A 23,376-nucleotide genomic window follows, 5' to 3' on the forward strand; every position below is an offset into this window, starting at 1 on the left:
CGCGGAGCTCCTCGAACGGCTGCGCCGCATGCCGCTGTTCCGGCAGCTCGCCCCCATGGAGTGCGGCATCGGCTGGCCGATGCCGCTGCGGATCGGCCCCGACTCCGGTGCCACGCGCGTCTGTCTGCGGCTGCCGCTCTTCGGCATGCGGGCGCTGAGCGGCGGGGGCGCCGAACTGTTCCCGCCGTTCGCGACGGTCACCCTGGATCGCGCCACCGCGCGCCCCATGGAGTACGTCGACCTGCGGCTCACCCGGCCCTGGCCCCTGCCGAAGGGCGCGGAACCGGTGGGGACCTTCCCGCACGAGGCGGTCGACGGCACGGTCGGCGACTACCGCGCGGCCCGGCGGGAACTCCTCGCGCTCTACGACGACCTCTGCGACAGCCTCGCCGCGCACACCCGATTCGAGCACCGGGACCGGTTCGCCACCCTGCTGCGCAGACTGCTCGAACCGGGGCTCGAACCGTACTACCGGGCGCTCGGGCCGGACTTCTACGCCCACTTCCTCGGCCGCGCGGACGGCTCCGGTGCTCCATGACCGGGCGGCGGCCGCATTCGACGCCGCCGGACAACTCCTCGGCCCGGCAGCGGAGTTCGACGAGGCGCGTGCGCTGCTGGCCGAGCAGCGCGCCCGGATCGCGGCACCGCTGCGGATCGCGCTCGTCGGCCGGGTCAGCTCGGGCAAGTCCACCCTGGCCAACGCCCTGCTGGGCGGGGAGCGCGTGCCCACGGGCATCGAGGAGCTGACGTACAACGTGAACTGGCTGCGCCACGGCCCGGCCAGAACCCTCACCGTGCACTTCACCGACGGCTCGCCGCCGGAGCGCCGCGACATCGACGAACTGGAGAAGCTGACCGTACGTGCGCGGCGCACCCCCGAACTCGCCGAACTGCTGCGCCGGATCGACTACTTGGAGATCACCGACCCGCACCCCTATCTGCGCGCCTTCGACCTGGTGGACACCCCCGGCCTGGACTCGCACTTCGGCGAGGACTCCGCGAACACCCTGCGGTTCCTCGCCCTGGACGAGGGCGACGTGCGGGCCGCGACATTGGGGCAGGCCGCCAAGGCCGACGCGCTCGTGCTCGTCTTCGCGCGCGGCCTCGCCTCGTCGGAGGAGGAGCTGCTGCGGGACTTCACGGGCGCGGACGTCTCGGGTGCCGGGCCTGTCACCACGGTCGGCGCGCTCACCAAGGTGGAGCTGTTCTGGCCCGCGCACGACGATCCGCTCGCCGAGGGCCGCCGGGTGGCCGGACGCCTGATGGGCGCGGCCGGAGCCCGGCGGCTGCTCTACGACCTGTGCCCGCTGGCGAGCCTGGTCGGCGCCGCCGCGGGCAGCTGCACCGACGACGACTTCGCCGACCTCGTGACCCTGGCCGGGCTGTCGCCGCGGGACCTGGAGGACCGGGTGTACTTCGGGGCGGAGTTCGCCGCGGGCGAGATGCCGGACGTGCCGGTCCCGGCGGCCCGGCGCCGCGCGCTCCACAGCCGGTTCGGCGGGTACGGCATCGTGCTGGCCGCCCGGCTGGTCCGCGAGGGCGCCGACACCCGCGAGGCGCTGCGGGCCGAGCTGTACCGAAGCAGCGGCATGGCGGACTTCCGCACCCTCCTCGCCGACCACTTCGGTCACCGCGCCGAGCTGGTCAAACTGGCCCGTTCCGTCACGTACTTGAAGTCACTGCCGGACCTCGGCGACGGCGCGCCCCGGGCCCGCGCGACCCTGCAGCGGGCCGCCGCCGCGGTCACCCGCCTGGAGCACTCGGAACACGCCTTCGCCGAACTCGCCGTGCTGCGCGGCCACTACAGCGGCGCCGTCGCCCTGGAGCCGCCCGAGGCCGCCGACCTGCTGCGGATCACCGGCGAGTACGGTCACGCCCCGCACGAACTCCTCGGCCTGTCCGCGGACGCCCGCGACACGGAGACCGCCGCGCGCGCCCGCGAGCGCCTCACGCACTGGGCGGGCCTGACGGCCGACCCGGTGTACTCCGGTGCAACACGCCGCGCCTGTCAGGTCGTTCGCCGCTCGTACGAGATGCTGGTCGACCGTCTGGACCGCCCCGACCGGCATCGGTCGTCCGGTCCGTACGAGTGACCGGCGGCAGAGTGCGCCGCGCACGCAGGGCCCGGCCGGTACGGGCCCCGCGGACCAGCGCCAGCGCGGCGGCGAGCACGGCGACCGCCACGAGCGCCCGCCCGGTGTCCGGCACGAACAGCAGGATCTGCGCCAGGTCCACGCCCGTGACCTGCCGGGGGAGCACCCACACGGCCAGCGCCGCGAGGAGCAGGAAGCCGGCGGCCATGGCGGCCCCGCCGACGGCGATCCGCCGCCCGCTCCGCACGCGGGAGTCGCGCGGCCGCACCAGCCGGAACACCGACCAGCCGAGCGCGAGGGCGAGGAGCACCGCGGTGCCGGTGACGAGGACCGGCATGGTGATCAGCATCGGGTCGGCGGCGGCGGGCTCGGGCCGCCCGCCGAGCAGGATCCGCATCGCGCCGAACGCGGTGGAGTTGAGCTGGTCGTCACGCAGGGGGCTGTACGCGTTGTGCTGGACGACGACCGCGAGGTCACGGCCGGGCGCGAGGACGACGGTGCCGTGGTACCCGGGGGTGGCGCCGCCGTGCCACACGATGCGTTCGCCCAGGTCGTCGAAGGAGTCGTCGCGCCATCCCAGTCCGTAGCGGTGGGACGTGCCGACGGGGACGGTGCCGCGGTGCATCAGGCGCAGCCCATCCGATGAGACCACGGCGCGTGCGGCCGGACCTCCGTGGCCGAGGTGGGCGGCGGCGAAGCCGCTGAGGTCGTCGATGTCCGCGCCGAGGTAGCCGTAGGGCACGCCCGAGCCGTCGAAGGAGGACGCGAACGGTTTGGGGTGGCCGAAGAAGTAGCGGTGGCCGGGTGCGAGCCGACGGCGTCCGGCATCGCGCGCGTCCACCACGGCGCCGTCCATGCCCAGCGGACGCAGGACCGTACTCCGCAGCCACTCCCCGAAGGGCCGCCCGGTGACCCGCTCCACCACGGCCCCGAGCAGCATGTAGTTGGCGTTGCTGTACGCGTGGCGCGCGCCGGGCCGTGCCGTCGTGCGGACATGGGCCAGGCTGCGGGCCACGCGTGCCACGCCGCCCGGTGCGTTGTCGAACCGGTCGGAGCGCGTGAGGCCGTCCCGTTCGGTCATTCCGCTGGTCTGGGTGAGCAGATGACGGATCGTCATGCGGGCGGCGCCCGGTCCGTTCGGCTCGAACCACGGAAGGTAGTGCCGGACCGGTGCGTCGAGGCGCAGCGCCCCCGCCTCGGCCAGGTGCACGACTCCGGTCGCCGTGACCGGCTTGGCCAGCGAGCCGATGAGGAACGGCGTGCGGCGGGTGACCGGGGCGCCGTCGCCGTCGGTGCCCCAGGTCCGTCGGTGGGTCACCTTGCCGCCCTGGACGACCGCGAGCGCCATGCCGGGGACGCGGGTCTCCATGCGCTGCCGCTCGGCGTAGGCGTCGACGCGGTCCATCGCGTCCCGGGGGAGGGCGGCGCCGGTGGGCGCGGCCGTCGCCGGGGAGGCCGCCCGGGGTGAGGCCGGTGCGGGTGCGGCCGCCGTGCCCATGACGGCGACCACCGCCAGGCACACCGCACCCGCTCTCCGGGCCCAGCCGTTCCGGACGCTCTTCGTGCCTTCAACGGCCCCTCTGGGCCTGCTTGTTCGCATCGCGCCTCCATAACCATATGGACGTATGGTTATGACGTTACCGTATGGCGGTATGGTCGACTCATGCCTCGTGTCGCCGATCATGAAGAGCGCCGTCTCCAAGTAGCCGCCGCGGTGGGGCGGGTCATCGCCGCCGACGGCCCGAACGCGGTCACCGTCGCCAGGACCGCCGCGGAGGCCGGTATCTCGGTCGGTCTCGTGCAGCACTACTTCCGCAGCAAGGACGAGATGCTGCTGTTTGCGTACGGCCATGTCCTGGAGCGCTTCGAGCGGCGCGTCACCGCACTCATCGGGAGAGCGGAGGTCGTCGGGACACGGATCGAGCACATGGTCCTGGACGCGCTCGCCGAGAGCATGCCGCTGGACGCGGAGCGCAGACAGGACTGGCGCGTCGCGCTCGCCTTCACGGGGCGCGCCGCCGACGACCCCCGGCTCGGCGAACTCAAGACCGCCGCCCTCAACCGCACCCGCGCCCACATCGCCCAGGCCGTCGTGAACGCCAAGGAGTGCGGCGAGGTCGACGCCGGGCGGGACGAGCACGTCGAAGCGGCGCGCATCGCCGCGTACGCCGAGGGGCTGACCTCCCACCTCTACGCGGACCCCGAAGGCCTGCCGCCCGCCGCGGCCCTGGCCGCGCTCGCCGATCACCTCGCGGGCGTCTTCACGGGCGTCTGCACGCTCCGGGACCGGGAGCCGGGGGAGCGGCCGTCGGCGCGGTAGCCAGGAGGCGCGGTGGTGGCCCGGCGGCGCGGAAAGTCCGTTGCGCGTGCGGGCCCCGCCCCCGGACAGTGGACCCATGACCACGTCCCTGAAGCCGCCCTCCGGCCTGACCGTCCGGCCGGCGACGCTCGACGACGCGGCCGCGGTGTGCGAGCTGCTCAACGAAGTCGACCTGCTGGAGATAGGCCGCGCCGACACCGAACTGTGCGATGTCCGTGCCGATTTGAAGCATCCCGAGGTCGACCTGGAGCGGGACTCCTGGCTGCTCTTCGACGGCGACCTGCTCGTCGGGTACGCGCTGCTGTGGGACGAGTCCGGCGGCGAGCGCATCGACGTCGACCACTACGTCCTGCCCGGCCGGACCGAGGGCTCCCTGCACCTCCTCGACCTGCTGGAGAATCGCGCGGCGGAGCGTGCCGCGGCCAACGGCGCGACGCGCGCCGTGGTGCACCTGCACCTCAACACCGAGCCCACCACGGACCCGCGCCACCTCCGTGCGCGAGGCTGGCGCACCGTGCGGCGCTACAACGTGATGGTTCGTCACATTGCTTCAGGGGTAGATCTGTTGCCGGATCCGCCGCCCGGGGTGGTCCTGCGCTCCTGCCGCGCCGAAGAGGACCGTCGGCGCGCCCACGCCCTGCTCCAGGAGTCCTTCACGGAGCACTTCGACCACCAGCCGCGCACCTACGAGCAGTGGCTCGACGACATCGACGCCGAGCACGTCGACTGGTCGCTCATCTGGGTCGCCCACGTCGAAGGAGTCGGTGACGCCGCCGTGCTGCGCACCCACGACAACCGCGCGTCGATGGGCTGGATAGGCAACCTCGGCGTCCTGGCCGAGGCCCGCGGGCGTGGCCTCGGCAGCCACCTCCTGCGCCACGCCTTCGGGCACTACGCCGCGCTGGGCCGCGACCGGATCGGCCTCGGCGTCGACACCGACAACAGCAGCGGGGCGCTGGGCCTGTACGAACGGCACGGCATGACCCTCGACTACGCCGTCGACACCTGGGAGCTGATCCGTCCGGCCGTCTGAGCCACCCCGCCCACGGCCGGACGGATCCCGGTGCCCCCACCGGCACCGGACTAACGCAGCGCGCTGCCGAAGAGCGCCGCGGTGTTCGGTGCGCCCACGTCCTTCGGTCCGAAGGCCACGGACCGCGTGGCGGTCGAGCCCGTGGCGGTGCCGCGCAGCGACCAGAGGGCGCCCGCGCGGGCGTTCTCCTCCACGGACGAGGCCGCGAGGTCGCCGTGCCCGTCGCCCGTGACGTCGAGCAGCGCCACGGCCGCGCCGAACCGGTCGTTCTTCTCGGCGACCCCGGGAACGCCCGCCGTGTCCTGGTGGAAGGCCTGCGCGCCGGTGCCCGTCACGCCGTCGGCACCGCCGCGCACCAGGACGACCGAGCCCGCGTCGGCGACACCGCGCACGTTCTCGCCCGGCACGCCGAGCGCGACGTCCGCATAGCCGTCCCCGGTGACGTCGCCGACCGCGACCGAAGCGCCGAACCCGTCACCGCTCTCCTCGGCACCCGGCACGCCCGGCAGATCCTGGTCGAACTTCTGCACGTCGCCCTTGAGCCCGTCCGCCGAGCCGTAGGCGACCATGACCTTGCTCTCGTAGCCGCTGTCGCCGACCACCACGTCGTCGTAGTGGTCGCCGTTGATGTCGCCCACGCCCAGGGCGCCGCTGGAGCCCGGCGCGTCGCCCCGCTCGAACCCGGCCGGGCCGCCGTATAGGACGCTGTTGCCCCATTCGCCGTCGCCGTAGTAGTCGTTCATGGCGATGTCGGCGCGGCCGTCGCCGTTGATGTCGCCGACGGCCTCGGGCACCACCGGACCCTGCACGGAGACGGGTCCGTCGACGCAGGTCTCGGGCCGCTCGCCGCAGGACGGGTCGGGCCGCTCCTCGCTCTCGTAGCTCCACCACTGCGACTTGTCCATGAAGTCGAGGGGCGCGGCCGGGGTGCCGGTGCGGGCGACCGGGCCCTTCCACAGGCGGGCGCCCTGGCTGATCGGGTCGTCGCCGTACGAGCCCGCCCGGGCGAACAGCGCGAGGTCGGTGGTGCCGTCCCCGTCGAAGTCCCCGGCCTGCGGCGCGAACCCGTACGTGGCGATCGCGGTGCCGCCGGTGAGGCCGGACGCGGAACCCCACAGGATCACCGCGCCCGCCCCGGAGCCCTGGCCGCCGGCGCCGACGACCAGGTCGGTGAAGCCGTCGTGGTCCAGGTCACCCTTGGTGAACGTCCGCCCGAACTCCTGCTGGGCGGTGGCCGACCCGGGCACGCCGCTCGTGGCCCGGCTGACGGTCTTCTTGCGGGCGGGGGCGAGGCCGTCCTTGGAGCCGTACGTCACCACCACGTACCCGGCCTTCGCCTTGCCCGAGACCGTGCCGCCCGGCGCGCCGACGACGAGGTCGGCGTACCCGTCGCCGTTGAAGTCGTCCGTCGCCCGCACGACGGAGTCCGCGCGGGCACTGCCCTGCCCCAGCGTCAGGGACGCCAGTCCGCTGCCCACCAACAGCGACGCGGCGATCAGGGGCATGGTGCCAAGGGCTCTGCGGCCTGCGAGCGACATTCGACTTCCTCTGTTCCTCGGACGGTCGGGACCGATCAGTTGACCGGCAGCGACCGTCCGGGGTTGTACGGCGGCCCGGCCGCGGTCACTGCGGCACGTTCAGGACGAAGTCGAAGTCGGCCTCCTTCCCGTTTCCGACGGAACGTACGTTCATGAGGAGGCGGGGATCGAAGATCGCGTCCGTGTTGTTGCGCGGCTCGCCGGGGAAGTACAGCTGCGTCGTGAGGATCGGACGCCCCGGGGCCTGCACCTTCACGTGCAGGTGCCGGGTGCGACCCGGGTAGAGGCCGGGCACGATCGTGGTGAGCTTGAACGCGCCGTTCGCGTCGGTGAACTGGTGCCCGCGGAAGCGGTATCCCGCGTTGTCGTACGTCCCGTAGGTGTCGGCCTGCCAGAAGTCCAGCAGGGCCCGGGAGATCGGCTTGCAGGCACGCCCGAAGACATAGCCGGTGACGGTGAGGCGCACGCCCGGGGTGCCGGGCTGGACGAGCGAGGTGCGCTGCGGGGAGTTGGGCTTGAAGTACGGTCCCTCCATCTGCGGGATGGTCGGGTCGTCACCGTCGTCGCAGGTCGGGGTCATCTCGGGGGCTTCGCCGCGTTCGGCGGCCGTCCGGGCCAGCGCGGGCACGCCCATGAGGGACACCGGCACGGCCATGCCCAGGGCCGCGGCGGCTCGCAGGACGGTCTTGCGGCTGGGGCCCTTGGTGCCGTTGACGGGGGAACCGGGGTCGCTGCCCGTGCCGGGGGTGCCGTCCGCGCCGGGTATGCCGTCTCCGGTGGGGCTGCCGGTCTCGTGGTCCATCGCTCCTCCTGAGCCTGTGGGGGTGGGTGGGTTCCGGATCGGCTATGAAGCTATGCGCGGGAGGAGGGCGCGGCGATGGACTCGAGCCGGTGGTCGTGGTGAATATCGCCGGTGCCGCGCCGGAAGTCCCCGGGGCTCGCGCCGGTCTCGCGGCGGAAGAAGCGGCAGAAGTAGGCCGGGTCCTTGAAACCGACCCGCCCCGCCACCTGACGGACCGACAACTCGGTGCGCAGCAGCAGCCGTTTGGCCTCGTGCACCCGGGTCTGGCGGATCAGTTCGCCGGGCGTGCGGCCGGTGGCGGCCTTCACCACCTCGCTGAGGTAGCTCACCGAGACGCCCAGGTGGTCCGCGCAGGACCGCACCGACTGCAGGGCTCCCTCGGGGGCCCCGAGCAGCGCCGAGAAGTCCGCGGCCACCGAGCCGGGGCGGGAGAGGGACGGACCGTCGGGTGGCGGTGGCGCGGGTGGTTCGACCGGTGACCGGGGCGCGGGCAGCCGGGCCGCCCGCACCACCAGGACGTGCAGCAGCGCGCGCAGGACGCTCTGGAAACCGGCATCCCCCGCCCGGTACTCGGCGTCCATTTCGGCGATCAGGCGCGTGGTCTCCTCGGCCGCCTCGTCGGGCAGATCCAGCCAGGAGCGCCGGGAGAGGGTCCGCAGGACGTGCCGGTCGGCGGGGTGGTCCACCAGGAAGTCGTCGGTGAAGAGGATGAGCCGGCCCTCGAGACCGGTCACGTTCTCCCAGTGGTGGACCTGACCGGGGGCGATGAAGCACAGGTTCGGCGGCCGCAGCGGGAAGCGGTTCAGGTCGACGACGTGCCGTCCGGTGCCGCCGGTGACATGGACGATCTCGTGGAAGGTGTGCCGGTGCGGGAACGGGGCGCGCGACATCGGGCCGATGGTGTCGAACGTGCCGATGGCGAACGGCAGGGCATTGGGCATCGGAACCTGGAGCCGGTGCATCGGCATGCCCTCCTCGCCCGGCTCTCCGTTGTTCCCCTCACCCGGTAAGACCGTTGTGCCGCGCATGCGCATGCTCCTCAATTGGTCCGGACCAAAGATGGCCCTCTTCACGATGGCACGAGAGGCCGCCCGTGAGCAGGAGCGCGAATACGCCGCTGGCCGCCCAGTGGCCTGTCGGTGACATGCCGACCGTGCCCCGGTGATGTGTCTCACCGGGACAAGTGTCCCAGTGGGACAGTTCGAGGAGTACGGTCGAAGCATGAGCAGCACGCAGGGCCGCCGGACCCGCAAGGTCCAGGAGAGCCGGGCCGCCATGGCGAACGCCGCCGTGGACCTGGTCCTCGCCCACGGCCTCGACCAGGTCACCGTCGAGACGATCAGCGAACGCGCCGACGTCTCCCGCCGCACCTTCTCCCGGTACTTCACCGGCAAGGAGGACGCCGTCGTCGACGCCCTGCGCGTCGACTACGCGCGGATCAACGCGGCGCTCGCCGCCCGCCCGGCGCAGGAGAGCCCCCTCACGGCCTACTACCGGGCGCTCCGCAGCTGGCTGGACGACGAGCCGACCGCCTGGCACCGCCTGCCCCGCTCCGGCGACCTGCTGCAACTGCTCCACGAGGAGCCGTCGCTGCTGCCCGCCTATCTGCGGATTCAGGACGAGGCCAAGGCCGAGTCGGTGGCGATCGTCGCCCGCCGCCTCGGGCTCGACGCCGAGCGCGATCTGCGCCCGGCGCTGGCCGTCTCCCTGGCGGTCGGAGCGTTCGGCACTGCCGTGCGGTTCTGGATCGCCCCCGGCGAGAACGGCCCCCTTCCGCAGCTCATCGACGCGGCGTTCGCGGCCCTGGCCGACGAACCCGCACCCCGAACCACCACCACGTGAAACCAGGCGCCACCATGAGCACGAGCACCACCAGCACCACTGCCCCTACTGCCGCACCCCGGGCGGACACGACCCCGGACGCGGAGTTCGCCGGGCAGACCGCCCTCGTCACCGGCGCCGCCTCCGGCATCGGCCTGGAGGTCGCCCGCCGCCTCGCCGCCGCGGGCGCGGCCGTCGTCGTCGCCGACCACAACGAACAGGGCGCCCAGGACGTCGCGCGCTCCCTCACCGAGGCGGGCGGACGGGCCGCCGCCGTGCGCGTCGACGTCACCGACCCCGAGTCGGTGCGCCACGCCGTCGACTTCGCCGTCGAGACCTTCGGCGGCCTGCGGCTGGCCGTCAACAACGCCGGGATCGCCGGCGCCTCCGCCCCGACGGGCGAGTACGGCGTCGAGGACTGGCAGCGCGTCATCGACACCAACCTCAACGGCGTCTTCTACTCGCTCCGGTACGAGCTGCCGCAGATCCTCGCCGCGGGCGGCGGCGCCGTCGTCAACATGTCCTCCATCCTCGGCACGAACGGCTTCGCGGGTTCCGCCGCGTACTCCGCCGCCAAGCACGCGGTCGTCGGTCTGACCAAGACCGCCGCCGTCGAGTACGCGGCCCGGGGCGTCCGCGTCAACGCCGTCGCACCCGGCTTCATCGACACCCCGCTGCTCAAGGGCGACGAGGCCCAGCGCCACGCGCTGATCGCCCTCCACCCGCAGGGCCGCCTCGGCACCGCCGACGAGGTCGCCGACCTCACGCTGTTCCTGCTCTCGGACCGCGCCTCGTTCATCAACGGCAGCTACCACCTGGTCGACGGCGGCTACGCGGCCCGCTGACCCCACAGGGCAACCATCCGCAGATCAACACGAAGAACGGAGTCACCCGAAATGTCAGACCGTGAACTCCCGGGTCTGCCCGCCGAGATGAAGGCGGTCCAGTACCGCGGCGTCGGCACCGCTCCCGAGGTCGTCACCGTCCCGCGCCCCGCACCGGGACCCGGCCAGGTGCTCCTGAAGGTCACCGCCGCGGGCGTCTGCCACTCCGACATCGCCGTGATGAGCAGGCCCGCCGAATCCCTCGGCTTCCCGCTGCCGCTCACCCTCGGCCACGAGGGCGCCGGAACCGTCGCCGCGCTCGGCGAGGGCGTCACCGGGCTCGCGCTCGGCGACTCCGTGGCCGTGTACGGGCCGTGGGGCTGCGGCACCTGTCTGATGTGCGCGCAGGGCAAGGAGAACTACTGCACGCGCGCCGCCGAGCTGGGCATCCGCCCGCCCGGACTCGGGGCGCCCGGCGCCATCGCCGAGTACATGGTCGTGGACGACCCGCGCCACCTGGTGCCGTTGGGCGGGCTCGACCCGGTGACCGCTGTCCCGCTCACCGACGCGGGCCTGACCCCGTACCACGCCATCAAGACCTCGCTGCCCAAGCTGACGCCCGGCAGCACCGCCGTGGTCATCGGCACCGGCGGTCTGGGGCACGTCGCCATCCAACTGCTGCGTGCGCTGACCCCGGCGCGGGTGATCGCCCTCGACGTCACCGAGGAGAAGCTGGCGCTGGCCCGTGAGGTCGGCGCCCACGAGGCGGTCCTGTCGGACGGGGCGGCGGCGGGCAGGGTCCGCGAACTGACCGGCGGCCTGGGCGCCCAGGCGGTGTTCGACTTCGTCGGGGCGCCGCCCACCGCCGCGACGGCGAGTGCGTGCGCCGCGGTGGAGGCGGACGTCACCATCGTCGGCATCGGCGGCGGAGCCGCGTCCGTCGGCTTCGGCACGACCCCCTTCGACGCCGCCTTCCGCGCCCCGTACTGGGGCAGCAGGGCCGAGCTGATCGAGGTCCTGGACCTGGCCCGGTCCGGCGTGATCGACGTCCATGTGGAGACGTACGCACTGGACGACGCCCCCAAGGCGTACGAGCACCTGCACGAGGGCCGGGTGCACGGCCGGGCGGTGATCCTGCCGGGCGGCTAGGCCCCAGGACTCGGGGATCGCCTCTCACCTCGGCCGGAGGAGGAGGGGGCGCCAAATCGGTTGTATGCGGGGTCCGGGGATGCCGTACCGTGACCGCGGTCCACCTCGGCATCGCCCTCGGTACCGCGCTGACCGCCCTGGTGTTCTTCTCCGCCACGGGCGGATCGCCCGACGCCGCGGTCAACCGCGACGTTTTCACCGGCGTGCTCCGGTGGGTCGGCGGCGCCTTCGCCCTGATGCGGGCCCTGATGTTCTGCTGTTCTGCCTGCCCGGCCGCGCGCACGGCCGGACCGGCTGATCCGTCTACTGGTGGGGGAGGCTGGGCGGCACCCCCTGATCCGTCGCGGGGTTCCGGCGGCCCGCCGGGACCCCGCGCGAGCGGTAGACGACGTAGGGGCGGGCCAGATAGCCGAGCGGCGCCGTGAAGGCGTGCACCAGGCGGCTGAACGGCCACAGGGCGAACAGGGCCATGCCGAGCAGCGCGTGCACCTGGTAGGCGAGCGGGGCGCCCGCCATGGCGGACACGTCGGGGTCGAGGGCGAACAGCGAGCGGAACCACACCGAGACGCCGAGCCGGTAGTCGTAGGAGTGGGGCTGCAGCGTGGTGGCCGTGGCCGTGAGACCGGCCAGGATCACGCAGACCAGGACCGGCAGGACGAGGCGGTCGCTGCGGCTGGTTCCCGCCCGCACGGCGGGCACGCGCAGCCGCCGGTGGACCAGGATCCCGAGGCCCGCGAGAGTGGCCAGGCCCGCGGTGCCGCCCACGACCAGGGCGTTCACGTGGTACATCCACTCCTGGACGTGGGCGCGCTCGGTGAGCGACTCGGGGATCAGCAGTCCGACGCCGTGCCCGGCCACCACGAACAGCAGCCCGTAGTGGAACAGCGGCCCGCCGACGCTCAGCAGGCGGTGCTCGTGGAGCTGGCTCGACCGGGTGGTGAATCCGAACCGGTCGTAGCGGTAGCGCCAGGCCGTGCCGGTGATCAGCACGGCGAGGACGAGATAGGGCAGTACGCCCCACAGGGCGATGCGCAGATGGTTCACCGGGAGGTCTCCTCGGCGTGCGGGGCTTGCGGGGTGCCGGGCACCGGTCGGAGCCGGGGGAAGGGGAGGAGGCCGACGGATTCGGCGGGCGGGCCCGTGCGGGCCAGCCGGAGGGCGGCCTCGCGGGTGGCGGGGCCGGGGCCCGGCAGGGTGAGGCAGACGGCCTCGACGACGTCCGCGTAGGGGCTGCCGTACGCGGCGAGGCCGAAGCGCAGCAGTTCGAGGGCGGGGCGGTGGTCGGCGAGCAGTCGCGCGCCGGTGTCCGGGGCGCGGGCCGCGAACTCCAGCATCAGGGGCAGGAAGTCGGGGAGCTCGTCCGCGGGCGGCTGCCACCCGTGGTCGCGGTAGAGCGCCTTGAGCCCGGCCATGGTGGTGCCCCGCCTGCGGGTGTCCCCGTCGGTGTAGTACGTCAGGTACAGGCAGCGTCGGCGGCTGCGGTCGAAGGTGGCGACGTACCGGGCGGCCAGGTCGAGCGGCGCCGTGCCGTCGACGCGGGCGCAGAACTGCCGCAGGAGCCGGACGTCGGCGCCCGGCACGGGTTCCAGCGCCGAGCGCACGGTGTGCAGCCGCCCGGGCCAGTCCCGGTCCGGATAGCCGAGCAGCAGGGATGCGGCCTGGTGGACGACGGCTCGGTTCACCGGGCTTCGCCCTCCGTGCGCGGAAAGAGCCCTTCGGGGCGTCCGCGGCCGTTCCAGTTCAAGAGGTTGACCCGGTCGCGCAGTGACGTGCCCGCGTGCTCGGGTTCCTGCCCGGACTTCGGTGGGCCCAGGGGGATGTGGAAGGCGTCCGGGTCGTACATGCCGGGCCCGCCCTGCCCGTCCAGGCTGCAGCCCGCGTCGAGGTCGCCGGAGCCCGGGGTCCGGGCGGTGTAGCTGGTGGGGACCACATAGCGCTCGTCGTACTTGGCCAGGGCGAGCAGCCGGTACATCGCCTCGATCTCGTCGGCGTCCATGCCGACGGCGCGTGCGATGGCGGGATCCTGCTCCTCGCCGAGGTTGACGCGCCGCATGTGGGAACGCATCGCGGCCAGTCGGCACAGCGCCGCCTCCACCGGGGCCGGGTCGCCCGCGGTGAACAGCTCCGCGAGGTAGCCGACGGGAATGCGCAGCGAGTCGATGGCGGCGAACAGCTTGGCCGGGTCCTCGCCGTCGTGTCCGGTGGCGGTCAGGGACTCCACGACGGGCGACAGCGGCGGGACGTACCAGACCATGGGCATGGTGCGGTACTCGGGATGCAGCGGCAGCGCCACCTTGTGCCGGCTGATGAGCGCGTGCACCGGGGAGCGCCGGGCCGCGGTGACCCAGTCGTGGGGGATGCCGGACGCCTCGGCGGCGCGTGCCACCGCGGGGTCGCCGGGATCCAGGAAACAGTCCAACTGGGCCTGGTAGAGGTCCTGTTCGCGCTCCGTGGCCGCGGCCTCGCCGACCTTGTCGGCGTCGTAGAGGATGATGCCGAGATAGCGCAGGCGGCCCACGCACGTCTCGGAGCAGACGGTCGGCTCGCCCGCCTCGATGCGCGGATAGCAGAACGTGCACTTCTCGGCCTTGCCGGTGCGGTGGTTGAAGTACACCTTCTTGTACGGGCAGCCGCTCACGCACATGCGCCAGCCGCGGCAGCGGTCCTGGTCGACCAGGACGATGCCGTCCTCGATGCGCTTGTAGAGGGCGCCCGACGGGCACACCGCGACGCACGAGGGGTTGAGGCAGTGCTCGCAGATCCGCGGCAGATAGAACATGAACGACTGCTCGTACTCCAGGCGCACCTGCTCGTTCATCTTCTGCAACACCGGGTCACCGGCGAGGTGTTCGGGTCCACCGCCCAGGTCGTCGTCCCAGTTGGGGCCCCACGTCACCGCGGTGGGCTCGCCGTCGATCAGGGAACGCGGCCGTGCGGTGGGCACGTCGTCGCCGAGGGGGGCGGTGGTGAGGGTTTCGTAGTCGTACGTCCACGGCTCGTAGTAGTCGTCGAGCGACGGCAGTTCGGGGTTGGCGAACAGCCGGGCCAGGCGCCGGGCGCGGCCGCCGCCCCGCGGCACGAGACGGCCGCGCTTGAGCTGCCAGCCGCCCCGCCACTTCTCCTGGTCCTCGTAGCCGCGGGGGTAGCCCTGGCCGGGGCGCGTCTCGACGTTGTTGAACCACACGTACTCGGTACCGGCCCGGTTGGTCCACGTCTGCTTGCAGGTGACCGAACAGGTGTGGCAGCCGATGCACTTGTCGAGGTTCATCACCATCGCCACTTGTGCCATCACGCGCATCAGTACTGCACCTCCTGGGAGCGGCGCCGGATGACCGTCACCGCGTCCCGCTGGTTGCCGGTGGGGCCGTAGTAGTTGGGGGCGAAGCTGAGCTGCGCGTGGCCGCCGATCAGATGGGTCGGCTTGATCAGGAGCTTGGTGAGGGCGTTGTGGACGCCGCCGCGGCGCCCGGTCGCCTCCGACTTCGGCACGTTCACCATGCGTTCCTGGACGTGGTACATGAACACGGTGCCGGGCGGCATGCGGTGGGACACGACCGCGCGGGCCACCACCACGCCGTTGGCGTTGTGCGCCTCGATCCAGTCGTTGTCCGCCACGCCGATCGACGCGGCGTCGTCCACTCCGATCCAGATGACGGGGCCGCCGCGGGCCAGTGTCTGCATCAGCAGGTTCTCCTGGTACTCGGAGTGGATGGACCACTTCGAGTGGGGCGTCAGATACCGCACCGTCACCGAACGTCCCCCGTCCGGATCCGCGGTCGGCTGCTCGCCGAGACCGGTGAGGTTCAACGGCGGTCGGTACACGGGGAGTTGTTCGCCGTACTCGGCGATCCACGGATGGTCGAGATAGAAGTGCTGGCGTCCGGTGAGGGTGTGCCAGGGCTTGAAGTGCTCCGTGTTGATGGTGAAGGGGGAGTAGCGGCGCTCGGGGCCCTCCTTTCCCGACCACTCGAAGCTCGCCCCCACCTGCACCGGCCGTGCCTGCGTGTCGGAGAACGTGACGCGCCGCTCGGCCACCGAGGCCGCCAGTTCGCCCAGGCCCGTGTCGGTGCCGCAGCGCTCGGCGAGCCGCTCGAAGCCCTCGGCGGCCAGCCGCCCGTTGGTGGTGCCCGACAGCGCGAGGATCGCCTCGCACATCTTGACGTCCGTGTCGAGGAGGGGCCGCCCGCGCGCGGGCCCGCGCGTCGCCGTTCCGCAGCGGGCGCCGAGCCAGCTGATCTCCGGCAGCGGGCGCACGGTCACCCCCTTGACGGTGACGCCCTCCTCGCCGGAGAGCGGACCCAGTGCGGCGATCTTGTCGCCGATCGCGGTGTAGTCCCGCTCCACGAGGGTGAACCGGGGGCCCGTGGGCCCGTCGGGCGGCGCCTCGCCGGGGGTGTCGTGCTGCAGGGGAGTGGCGACCAGGTCGTGGGCGACGTCCAGGCGGCCCTTGGCGAGGCGGCCGACCTCGACGGCCAGGCCGTGGAAGATCTCGAAGTCGGTGCGGGCCTGCCAGGGCGGGCTGATCGCGGGGGAGAAGGCGTGCACGTAGGGGTGCATGTCCGTGCTGGACAGGTCGTGCTTCTCGTACCAGGTGGCCGCGGGCAGCACCAGATCGGCGAAGAGTGTGGTGGACGTCATGCGGAAGTCCAGCGCGAGCAGCAGGTCGACCTTCCCGCGAGGCGCCTCGTCGCGCCACGTCACCTCGCGCGGCCGCTGGTCCGGCGGCGCCTCCTCGGCGCTCGCGTTGTCGGACGCGCCCAGCAGGTGCCGCAGGAAGAACTCGTTTCCCTTGGCGGACGAGCCGATGAGGTTGGCCCGCCACACGGTGAGCACCCGGGGCCAGTTGGCCGGATCGTCGGGGTCCTCGCAGGCGTACGACAGGCGCCCGGCGTCACGCTCGGCGCCGACCCAGCTCGTGGGGTCGGCGCCCGACTCGTGCAGGCGCCGCCCCAGGTCCAGCGGGTTCGCGCCGAACGTGGGATACGAGGGCATCCAGCCCTGCCGGACGGAGCGGGACACGAGGTCCGCGGTGTGCAGGCCCGCGAGGGCGCCGGGCGCGGTGGGGGCCGCCAGCGCGTCCGCGGTGAACTTCTCGTAGCGCCACTGGTCGGTGTTGAGGTACCAGTACGGCGTCCCGGCCATCTGCCGCGAAGGCCGCACCCAGTCCGACGCCGTGGCCATCTGCTGCCAGCCCGCGTACGGACGGACCTTCTCCTGTCCCACGTAGTGCGCCCAGCCGCCGCCGTTGACGCCCTGGCAGCCGGTGAGCAGCAGCAGCGAAAGGAACGACCGGTAGATCGTGTCCGAGTGGAACCAGTGGTTGGTACCCGCCCCCATCACGATCATGCAGCGGCCCCGCGTCTGCTCGGCGGTACGGGCGAACTCCCGTGCCGCGCGCACCACGGCCTGCGCGGGCACCGACGTGACCGCCTCCTGCCAGGCCGGGGTGCAGGGCGTGGTCGCGTCGTCGTACGACACGGTCGCGTCGTCGCCCGCTTCCGCACCCAACCCCGGCCGACCCACGCCGTACTGAGCGAGCATCAGGTCGAAGACCGTGGTCATCAGGTGCCCGTCGACGCGCAGCGCGGGCACCCGGCGCCGCACCGTCGCCCCCTCCTCGTCGAAGCGGGGCAGCACCACAACGGCCGTCTCCGCGGCGGGGTGCCCGTGGCAGGTCAGACGGGGGTCGAGGTCCCCGAGGTCCAGGTTCCAGCGCCCTTCTCCGGCCTTGCCCCAGCGGTCGCCCAGCGTGCCGTTGGGGACGGCGGGGCGGTCGGTGGCCGCGTCGAACAGGACGGGCATCCAGCGCCGTGACTCGGCCTTGGCCTCCTTGGCCAGGTCGAGGTCGCTCGCGGTGACGAAGGCGCCGGGCGTCCGGGTGTCCGTGTCGCGCTCGTCGAGGGCGACGAGGAAGGGCAGGTCGGTGAAGCGCTTGACGTAGTCCGTGAAGTACGGCACCTGCCGGTCCACGAAGCACTCCCGCAGGATCACGTGCCCCATCGCCATCGCCAGCGCGCCGTCGGTGCCCGGATGCGGGTGCAGCCACTCGTCGGCGAACTTCGTCGCGTCCGCGTAGTCCGGCGAGACCACGACGACCTTCTGCCCTCGATAGCGCGCCTCGGCCATCCAGTGCGCGTCGGGCGTTCGCGTCACGGGGACGTTGGAACCCCACAGCATCAGATACGCCGCGTCCCACCAGTCCCCGGACTCGGGCACGTCGGTCTGGTCGCCGAAGACCTGGGGGGAGGCGATCGGCAGGTCCGCGTACCAGTCGTAGAAGGACAGCATCGGCGCGCCGATCAGGGAGTGGAAGCGGGCCCCGGCGGCGTGCGAGGCCATCGACATCGCCGGGATCGGCGAGAAGCCGGCGATGCGGTCGGGCCCGTGCTCCTTGAGCGTGTGCACGTGCGCGGCGGCCGCCATCTCCAGCGCCTCGTCCCAGCCGATCCGCACCAGGCCGCCCTTGCCGCGCGCCGACTGGTAGCGGCGCCGCTGGTCGGGATCGCCGGTGAGCTCCGCCCAGGCCGCCACCGGATCGCCGCCGAGGCGGCGCTTCGCGTCCCGGTACAGCTCCACGAGGACGCCGCGCGCGGGTAGCGCACGCGCGTCGGCGAGTACGTGTACCAGGAGAACGACGCCCCGCGCGGGCAGCCGCGAGGCTCGTAGTCCGGCCGGTCAGCCCCCGCCGAGGGGTAGTCGGTGGCCTGTGTCTCCCAGGTGATGAGGCCATCCTTGACATACACCTGCCAGGAGCACGACCCCGTGCAGTTCACCCCGTGGGTGGAGCGCACCACCTTGTCGTGCGCCCAACGGTCGCGGTACGGCTGGTCGTTGACGTCTTGATCGGTTCGGAACACCGCCCGGCTGTCGGGCGTGGTCGGCGCCCTCCGCAGCAACTGTCCCGCGGCGAAAAGGCGTTCTGCGGCGTCCGCCGCGATTCGCTCCGCCTTCGCCCTGCCACGTCCCATTCCACGGACTCCCCTCGGGGACCGGCTTGCCGGAACGGTCACTTCCGGCAGGCATCTCTCGACGAACGAGCTCAGAGTCCTCTCACCCCGTCCGCGATGTGGATCACATTCCGGCCAGTTGGTTGTACCTAGAAGTTGTTTTCCCTGCTCTTGGTACGGACCTGTGCCGCGGAAGGCCGGACCAGCACGGTCCCTTTACCGGGAGCAGGAATATGCGCTGCCACGATGACCTCCCATGAACGATCAAGAGAGCCCCGCCGCCCACGCCGCACGCCTCGTCACCGCCCTCTTCCCCGACGCCCTGGGCGCCGTGCTGGGAGGCTCGGCCGCCCAGGGGCGTGCCACCGCGACGAGCGATCTCGACGTGGCCGTGCTCCTGCCGGACTCCGGCACCACCGGCCGCGAAGTGATACGCCACGAGGGCCGCCCCGCCGAACTGTTCCTGACCACGCTCGCGGACGTCCCGGAGTTCTTCGCGTGGGACAGCGCCCGCCGCCGCGGCACGGTCCTGTTCATCTACGCCGAAGGCCTGCCGGTACTGGACCTCCACGGCCATCTCGCCCGTACGTGCGCACAGGCCCGGGCCGTCCTCGCCGCGGGCCCGCCTCCCCTCGCCCCCGAGGAACGCGAGCGCAGCCGCTACGGACTCACCTGCTTCATGGACGACCTGGCCGACATCCCACGGGACGACCGGCACGAACAGCTCGCCTGCGCGGACTTCACGTTGCGCGAGGCGGCGCACCTCCTCACCGCCCACCACAACGCCTGGTCGGGCGTCGGCAGGTGGTTGCCCCGCCGACTGCTCAGCGCGGATCCGGCCCTGGGCAAGGCCCTGCTCGACGGCCACCGGGTGGTCGCCGAGCACGCCGATCCCGGGCCGCTGGCGGCCGCGGCCGAGGACGTGCTCGACCTGTTCGGAGGGCCGCTGCGGGAGGGGTACGTGCACCGCTGGCGGCCCTGACGCTCACTCGGGACGCAGCCACAGCGTCGCCAGCGGGGGCAGGGCCACGCGCAGGCGGGCCGGGAAGGCGCCCGTGGGCTCGGGGGTCGGCCGCAGCGGGTCCGGGTTGCGCACGTCGCCGCCGCCGTAGCGCGCCGCGTCCGTGTTGAGCGCCTCCCGCCACGGGCCTCGCGTCTTCGGGACGCCGAGCGTGTAGTCGTGCCGCACGACCGGCGAGAAGTTGCTCACGGCCAGGAGCGGTGTCCCGTCGGCGGCGAACCGCAGGAACGCGACCACGTTGTCCTGGGCCGCGTCCGCCTCGACCCAGGCGAACCCGGCCGGGACCGTGTCCTGTTCCCACAGTGCAGGCGCGGTGCGGTACCGATGGTTGAGGTCCCGCACCAGTCGCAGCACGCCGCTGTGGTCCGGTTCGGCGGGGTATGCGGGGTCCAGCAGCCACCAGTCCGGGCCGTGCCCCTCCGACCATTCGGCGCCCTGTGCGAACTCCTGCCCCATGAAGAGGAGTTGCTTGCCGGGGTGGGCCCACATGAAGCCGAGGTAGGCGCGCTGGTTGGCGCGCTGCTGCCACCAGTCGCCCGGCATCTTCGACACCAGCGACCGCTTGCCGTGGACGACTTCGTCGTGCGAGATCGGGAGCAGGTAGTTCTCGCTGTACGCGTACGCCATGGAGAAGGTCAGCTCCCCGTGGTGGTACTGGCGGTGCACCGGCTCGTGCCGGATGTACTCCAAGGAGTCGTGCATCCAGCCCATGTTCCACTTCAGGCCGAAGCCGAGCCCGCCGAAGCCCCCGGGGCCGTGGTGGTGCGTGGCGCGGGTGACGCCGTCCCAGGCCGTGGACTCCTCGGCGATGGTGACGACGCCGGGGGAGCGGCGGTAGACGGTGGCGTTCATCTCCTGGAGGAAGGCGACGGCGTCGAGGTTCTCGCGGCCGCCGTGCGCGTTGGGTGTCCATTCGCCGTCCTCGCGCGAGTAGTCGAGGTAGAGCATCGAGGCCACGGCGTCGACGCGCAGCCCGTCGATGTGGAACTCCTCGCACCAGTAACTGGCGTTGGCCACGAGGAAGTTGCGGACCTCCTTGCGGCCGTAGTCGAACTCCAGCGTCCCCCAGTCGGGGTGTTCCGCGCGCTGGCGGTCCCGCGGCTCGTACAGCGGTTCCCCGTCGAACGCCGCCAGCGCCCAGTCGTCCTTGGGGAAGTGCGCGGGAACCCAGTCCAGGATCACGCCGATGCCCGCCCGGTGCAGCGCGTCGACGAGGAACTTGAAGTCGTCGGGCGTGCCGAGGCGGGCGGTCGGCGCGTAGAAGCCGGTGACCTGATAGCCCCAGGAGCCGCCGAAGGGGTGCTCGGCCACCGGCATGAACTCCACGTGCGTGAAGCCCGCTTCGGACACGTACGCGGTGAGCTCCTCGGCGAGCTGGCGGTACGTCAACCCCGGTTTCCAGGAGGGGAGATGGACCTCGTACACGGAGAAGGGGGAACGGTGGACGGGGTGATCCGCCCGATGCGCCATCCACTCGGTGTCCGACCACACGTGGGTCGACCGCGTGACCATGGAGGCCGTCGCCGGGGGCACCTCCGTCCGGCGCGCCATCGGATCCGCGCGGACGGTGTGCGTGCCGTCGGGGCGGGTGACGTCGAACTTGTAGAGGTCCCCCTCGCCGATGCCGGGCAGGAACAGCTCCCACACCCCCGACGAGCCCAGAGAACGCATCGGGTGGGCGGCTCCGTCCCAGTGGCAGAACTCCCCGCACACCCTCACCCCCCTGGCATGGGGCGCCCACACCGTGAATCGGGTGCCCACGACGCCCTCGTGGGTCATCGGGTGCGCCCCCAGCGCCCGCCAGAGCTCCTCGTGCCTGCCCTCGCCGATCAGGTGCAGATCGAGTTCGCCCAGCGCGGGCAGGAAGCGATAGGGGTCCTCGACCTCGGTCTCCAAGCCGTCGTACGTCACCCGCAGCGCGTACGAGGGGACAGACGCGAGCGGCAGCACCTTCGAGAACACGCCGTCCCCCAGGTCGTCGAGCGGCTCGGCGGCCCGTTGCCCGACGACGACCTGCACCTCCTGGGCGTACGGGCGCAGCGCCGTGAACGCCACCCCGCCCGGCACCGCGTGGGCGCCGAGCACCGCGTGCGGGTCGTGGTGCGTGCCCGCCAGCAGACGGCCGCGGCTCTCCTCGTCGAGCGGCAGGGAAAGGGAGCGGAGGGAGAGCGCGGGATCAGTGGCGGACTTGGCGGAGGTGGCGGATGCAGCGGTCGTATCGATGAGCACCACGGATCTCAGGTCTCCTCGGGGCGGGAGGGGCGGCGGGCGTGGACGGTCAGCGGCCCTCCGCGAGCCGGGCGATCGCCGCCATGGGCACGGGCAGCCAGTCCGGCCGGTGGCGGGCCTCGTACAACGCCTCGTACACGGCCCGGTCCGTCTCATGGGCCCGCAGGAGGTCGGCCTGCGTCCGGGGGTCCCACGCCGCTTCGGCGGCGTACCCTGCGCAGTAGGCCTCCCGGCAGCGCCGGGCCCACCTGGGCTCGCGGGGGCGCCCGGCGTGGGCCGCGTAGTCGAAGGAGCGGAGCATGCCCGCCACGTCCCGCACGGGCGCCTGGGCGCGTACGCGTTCGGCGATCGGGTGGGCCGGTTCGCCCTCGAAGTCGATGACGAACCACCGGTGTCCGGCCCGCAGGACCTGGCCGAGGTGCAGGTCCCCGTGGATCCGCTGGGGCGGCCGCCCGGGACCGCGCGCCGCCACGGCGTCGTACGCCGCCCGCAGGCGGGACACATACGGGACGAGCGCGGGCACCTGGCGTGCGGTGGTGTCCAGGCGCGAGATCATGGCGGCGGCGAGCCTGCGGCCCCCGTGCCGGTCCGGGGCGTCGGGGGCGAACACCCGGGCCAGCGCCAGATGCACCTCGGCGGTGGCCCGCCCCAGCTCGTACGACTCGTCGGTGAAGTCCCGCCCCGACGCGAGGGACTGGAGCGCCAGCGTCCACCCGTCGGTTGCCCCGCGCAGGAACGGCTGGAGCACGCCGAGCGTCGTCTTGCGCGGCTCGCTGGTCCAGAACCAGGCGACGGGGGAGGACACACGGGCACAGCCCGCACCGGCGAGCGCCCTCGGCACCTCCAGGTCGGGATTGACGCCGTACTGGATGCGGCGGAAGACCTTGAGTATGTAGGAATCGCCGTACACCAGTGAGGTGTTGGACTGCTCCCCGTCCAGGACGCGGGGCGTGAGCCCCGGGGGTACCGCGGCCTGCACATCGCGTTCGAAGCGCAGGGGGCCCGCCGTGCCCGGGGTGCGGAGGCGTTCCAGGAGGAGCGCGGCCGAGCGGGGGTCGTGGAGGGCGTCGTACACGGTGAGTCCCGCGAGAGGGCCCTCGCCCGGGCGGCCGATCACGGCGTGGTGCAGGCGCGGCGGCAGCACCCTGCGCACGCCGAGGAGCAGTTGGTAGCAGTCGTCGCGCGACCCTGCGTGCCGGGAACGGATCAGCAGGTGCAGACAGCCCGGATGCAGCTCGGTCGTCGACACCAAGGCCAGGTCCGTGACGGGCAGCCCCTTGCCCGCGAACCACCGCTGTTCGGGCAGCCACTGCCGCAGCACTCCGGCCAGCGACGTGAGCAGCAGCGGAGGGCTGAGGCCTGCGCGCGACTGCGCTGCGGTCGGGAGCATGCGCCACGTCCCTTCAGAGGAGCACGGCGGAGTCCGCCGTGCGGCGTGGGTGGGAGTCGTTGCACAGCCGGAACCAGTAGAAGCCGTGTCCCGCGAGTGTCAGCAGGTACGGGAGCTCACCGATGGCCGGGAACCGCACACCGCCGATGAGTTCGACGGGAAAACGTTCTTCGAAGGTCCGCAGGTCGAGCTCGGTGGGCTGGGCGAAA

At 72.7% G+C, this 23,376-nt stretch carries 16 protein-coding genes and 3 pseudogenes; 8 read left to right on the forward strand and 11 right to left on the reverse strand.

The genetic code is table 11. The features are described from left to right. Positions 1 to 538 (forward strand): hypothetical protein (locus AOK03_RS42360; RefSeq protein WP_055563170.1); only part of this gene is annotated, 538 nt, incomplete at its 5' end. After that, positions 528 to 2,093, forward strand: coding sequence for a dynamin family protein (locus AOK03_RS43700; RefSeq protein WP_079074379.1), 1,566 nt, complete (start codon positions 528 to 530; stop codon positions 2,091 to 2,093). The genes AOK03_RS42360 and AOK03_RS43700, both read left to right, overlap by 11 nt. Before the next feature lie 427 nt (positions 2,094 to 2,520). Here AOK03_RS43700 and AOK03_RS43705 read toward each other — a convergent pair. Beyond that, a pseudogene (locus tag AOK03_RS43705) lies at positions 2,521 to 3,777 on the reverse strand (serine hydrolase domain-containing protein); the annotation flags it as partial. Between AOK03_RS43705 and AOK03_RS00980 the strand changes: the two are divergent. Both AOK03_RS00980 and AOK03_RS00985 read left to right on the forward strand, forming a co-directional pair. Beyond that, complete coding sequence (locus tag AOK03_RS00980) at positions 3,757 to 4,413, forward strand: TetR/AcrR family transcriptional regulator (RefSeq protein WP_055563172.1); 657 nt, start codon at positions 3,757 to 3,759, stop codon at positions 4,411 to 4,413. The pseudogene AOK03_RS43705 and the gene AOK03_RS00980 overlap by 21 nt on opposite strands. 76 nt (positions 4,414 to 4,489) lie before the next feature. After that, positions 4,490 to 5,446 carry a GNAT family N-acetyltransferase gene (locus AOK03_RS00985; protein ID WP_055563173.1) on the forward strand — a complete coding sequence of 319 codons (957 nt, stop codon included), beginning with the start codon at positions 4,490 to 4,492 and terminating at the stop codon, positions 5,444 to 5,446. A 50-nt stretch (positions 5,447 to 5,496) separates the two neighbouring features. On the opposite strand, the gene AOK03_RS00990 is transcribed toward AOK03_RS00985, so the two are convergent. The 3 genes and pseudogenes from AOK03_RS00990 to AOK03_RS01000 all read right to left on the reverse strand — a co-directional run bounded on the left by AOK03_RS00990 (position 5,497) and on the right by AOK03_RS01000 (position 8,814). After that, the gene (locus tag AOK03_RS00990) at positions 5,497 to 6,984 is read right to left on the reverse strand and encodes an FG-GAP-like repeat-containing protein (RefSeq protein ID WP_055563174.1); all 1,488 of its coding nucleotides are present in this window, start codon (positions 6,982 to 6,984) and stop codon (positions 5,497 to 5,499) included. Positions 6,985 to 7,072: 88 nt separating this feature from the next. Beyond that, positions 7,073 to 7,786 (reverse strand): annotated as a pseudogene (locus tag AOK03_RS00995) (dioxygenase family protein); the annotation flags it as partial. Between the two features lie 50 nt (positions 7,787 to 7,836). Further along, on the reverse strand, positions 7,837 to 8,814 hold the full coding sequence (locus tag AOK03_RS01000) for a helix-turn-helix transcriptional regulator (RefSeq protein ID WP_079074382.1): 978 nt from the start codon (positions 8,812 to 8,814) through the stop codon (positions 7,837 to 7,839). A 193-nt stretch (positions 8,815 to 9,007) separates the two neighbouring features. Between AOK03_RS01000 and AOK03_RS01005 the strand changes: the two genes are divergently transcribed. The 3 genes from AOK03_RS01005 (at position 9,008) to AOK03_RS01015 (ending at position 11,580) form a co-directional block, all read left to right on the forward strand. Then, on the forward strand, positions 9,008 to 9,628 hold the full coding sequence (locus tag AOK03_RS01005; RefSeq protein WP_055563175.1) for a TetR family transcriptional regulator: 621 nt from the start codon (positions 9,008 to 9,010) through the stop codon (positions 9,626 to 9,628). 14 nt (positions 9,629 to 9,642) lie between these two features. Continuing rightward, positions 9,643 to 10,452, forward strand: coding sequence for an SDR family NAD(P)-dependent oxidoreductase (locus tag AOK03_RS01010; RefSeq protein ID WP_079074383.1), 810 nt, complete (start codon positions 9,643 to 9,645; stop codon positions 10,450 to 10,452). An 87-nt stretch (positions 10,453 to 10,539) separates the two neighbouring features. After that, positions 10,540 to 11,580, forward strand: coding sequence for an NAD(P)-dependent alcohol dehydrogenase (locus AOK03_RS01015; protein WP_055563184.1), 1,041 nt, complete (start codon positions 10,540 to 10,542; stop codon positions 11,578 to 11,580). 303 nt (positions 11,581 to 11,883) lie between these two features. Here the strand turns inward: AOK03_RS01015 and narI are convergent, their stop codons facing one another. From narI to AOK03_RS01035, 4 genes and pseudogenes are all read right to left on the reverse strand, one after another. Beyond that, complete coding sequence (narI, locus tag AOK03_RS01020) at positions 11,884 to 12,624, reverse strand: respiratory nitrate reductase subunit gamma (RefSeq protein WP_055563176.1); 741 nt, start codon at positions 12,622 to 12,624, stop codon at positions 11,884 to 11,886. Beyond that, a complete protein-coding gene (gene narJ, locus AOK03_RS01025; protein ID WP_055563177.1) occupies positions 12,621 to 13,262 on the reverse strand; it encodes a nitrate reductase molybdenum cofactor assembly chaperone in 642 nt (213 codons plus the stop codon). The genes narI and narJ overlap by 4 nt, the downstream gene beginning before the upstream one ends. Further along, complete coding sequence (gene narH / locus AOK03_RS01030) at positions 13,259 to 14,878, reverse strand: nitrate reductase subunit beta (RefSeq protein WP_055563178.1); 1,620 nt, start codon at positions 14,876 to 14,878, stop codon at positions 13,259 to 13,261. The genes narJ and narH overlap by 4 nt, the downstream gene beginning before the upstream one ends. Next, positions 14,878 to 18,548, reverse strand: a pseudogene (locus AOK03_RS01035) (nitrate reductase subunit alpha). The gene narH and the pseudogene AOK03_RS01035 overlap by 1 nt, the downstream one beginning before the upstream one ends. Positions 18,549 to 18,783: 235 nt before the next feature. Between AOK03_RS01035 and AOK03_RS01040 the strand changes: the two are divergent. Continuing rightward, positions 18,784 to 19,509, forward strand: coding sequence for a nucleotidyltransferase domain-containing protein (locus AOK03_RS01040; RefSeq protein WP_055563179.1), 726 nt, complete (start codon positions 18,784 to 18,786; stop codon positions 19,507 to 19,509). Positions 19,510 to 19,512: 3 nt separating this feature from the next. Here AOK03_RS01040 and glgB read toward each other — a convergent pair whose 3' ends face one another. The 3 genes from glgB to AOK03_RS01055 form a co-directional block, all read right to left on the reverse strand. After that, positions 19,513 to 21,780, reverse strand: a complete 2,268-nt coding sequence (glgB, locus tag AOK03_RS01045) for a 1,4-alpha-glucan branching enzyme (protein WP_244177440.1) — start codon at positions 21,778 to 21,780, stop codon at positions 19,513 to 19,515. 46 nt (positions 21,781 to 21,826) lie between these two features. Beyond that, complete coding sequence (locus AOK03_RS41665; protein ID WP_055563180.1) at positions 21,827 to 23,167, reverse strand: maltokinase N-terminal cap-like domain-containing protein; 1,341 nt, start codon at positions 23,165 to 23,167, stop codon at positions 21,827 to 21,829. Between the two features lie 13 nt (positions 23,168 to 23,180). Continuing rightward, on the reverse strand, positions 23,181 to 23,376 hold a 196-nt coding region (locus tag AOK03_RS01055; RefSeq protein WP_055563181.1), incomplete at its 5' end, for an alpha-glucosidase C-terminal domain-containing protein.

It is taken from the genome of Streptomyces atriruber, assembly GCF_001418325.1.
GTDB lineage: Bacteria > Actinomycetota > Actinomycetes > Streptomycetales > Streptomycetaceae > Streptomyces > Streptomyces atriruber.

Excerpts from the sequence above, each read along its gene's own strand:
- AOK03_RS00980 (WP_055563172.1), top strand. The coding sequence starts at position 3,757 with ATGCCTCGTGTCGCCGATCATGAAGAGCGCCGTCTCCAAGTAGCCGCC.
- AOK03_RS01040 (WP_055563179.1), top strand. The coding sequence starts at position 18,784 with ATGAACGATCAAGAGAGCCCCGCCGCCCACGCCGCACGCCTCGTCACC.
- narH (WP_055563178.1), bottom strand. The coding sequence starts at position 14,878 with ATGCGCGTGATGGCACAAGTGGCGATGGTGATGAACCTCGACAAGTGC.
- AOK03_RS01010 (WP_079074383.1), top strand. The coding sequence starts at position 9,643 with ATGAGCACGAGCACCACCAGCACCACTGCCCCTACTGCCGCACCCCGG.
- AOK03_RS41665 (WP_055563180.1), bottom strand. The coding sequence starts at position 23,167 with ATGCTCCCGACCGCAGCGCAGTCGCGCGCAGGCCTCAGCCCTCCGCTG.
- AOK03_RS00985 (WP_055563173.1), top strand. The coding sequence starts at position 4,490 with ATGACCACGTCCCTGAAGCCGCCCTCCGGCCTGACCGTCCGGCCGGCG.
- AOK03_RS01015 (WP_055563184.1), top strand. The coding sequence starts at position 10,540 with ATGAAGGCGGTCCAGTACCGCGGCGTCGGCACCGCTCCCGAGGTCGTC.
- AOK03_RS00990 (WP_055563174.1), bottom strand. The coding sequence starts at position 6,984 with ATGTCGCTCGCAGGCCGCAGAGCCCTTGGCACCATGCCCCTGATCGCC.
- AOK03_RS01000 (WP_079074382.1), bottom strand. The coding sequence starts at position 8,814 with ATGCGCGGCACAACGGTCTTACCGGGTGAGGGGAACAACGGAGAGCCG.
- AOK03_RS01005 (WP_055563175.1), top strand. The coding sequence starts at position 9,008 with ATGAGCAGCACGCAGGGCCGCCGGACCCGCAAGGTCCAGGAGAGCCGG.